Raw genomic sequence first — 279 nt, 5'->3', positions numbered from 1 at the left:
CGACCGGAATATAACCGAAAAAAGACACAAGAAATCGCAAAAACTGAAGTGGCTATTGTATTACGAAAACATTATTCAAGACGTTGTTATCGTCGCTTCATTTCAGTATAATTTAGAACAGAATGGGATAATCCATAAATTTTCGCCGAGAATGCGTTTCTCGAGCACCATCGACGATCGATCATTGCATCCGGTGATTCGAGCCGCCATGTAAAAGCATTAGCTGAGCACGTGATGAAAAATCTCAAGCAATATGATAAAATAGATGTAGAAGGTATG

General features: G+C 38.7%; 1 pseudogene. It reads left to right on the top strand.

Going from position 1 to position 279, the window contains the following annotated elements:
* Positions 1-180: 180 nt before the first annotated feature.
* A pseudogene (locus ACJ5GX_RS03605) lies at positions 181-279 on the top strand (RsfS/YbeB/iojap family protein); the annotation flags it as partial.

Source organism: Wolbachia endosymbiont of Tuta absoluta, assembly GCF_059414725.1.
The sequence above is the reverse complement of the archived record's forward strand: the minus strand, read 5'-3'. Positions and strand labels throughout refer to the sequence as shown.